1 protein-coding gene is annotated in these 699 nt (G+C 72.0%); it reads right to left on the bottom strand.

Going from position 1 to position 699, the window contains the following annotated elements:
• Positions 1 to 699, bottom strand: a 699-nt coding sequence (locus AC1DWF_RS34715; protein WP_476843016.1) for an MFS transporter, incomplete at both ends; no start/stop codon positions are given.

Here is a 699-nt window from a genome sequence, read left to right on the forward strand (position 1 = left end):
GCTCGATGCTGAAGCCGGCCAAGGTGAGCGTGCTGACGCCCAGCATCAACGAGGGCAGCAGCATGTTCCGCCCCGTCCGTGCCACGAACTGGCCCGAGGCCAGCGCCCCCAGCCCGCCGGCCAGGCTCGTCGGCAGCATCAGCAGGCCCACGGTCGCGATGGGCACGCCGCGGACCACGCTGAAGTAGAGCGGCATGAAGGAGATCATCGAGACCATCACCCCCGCCACGCAGGCGGAGCAGAGGTTGGTCCGCCAGATCACGGGGTCGGTCGCCAGCCAGGAGGGCAGCAGCGGGTCGGCCGTCCGGCCCTCGACGCGGATCAGCAGCAGCAGCGCGCCCAGCGCCACGCCGGCGACGGGCAGGGCGATCAGCACGGCCTCCGCGTTCAGCCGCTGCACCTGGTCCAGCACCAGCACCAGCGCCGTCACGAAGACGGTGAAGATCAGCGTGCCCGGAGCGTCGAAGCGGAAGGATCCGGTCATGCCGTGGCGCGGCAGCCGCAGTGCCGCCAGCACGCCCAGGCCGACGAAGGGGAGGCCGGCGAGGAAGACCCATTGCCAGCCCCAGTGCTGGGTCAGCCAGCCGCCGGCGAGCGGGCCCATGGCGGAGGCGCTCATGAAGCAGGCCACAAGGTAGCCCTGGTAGCGGCCGCGCTCGCGCGGCGCCACGGACTCGCTGATGAGGGCGTTCGCGAGGG

The sequence above is a fragment of the Aminobacter sp. P4_D5 genome (assembly GCF_056401815.1).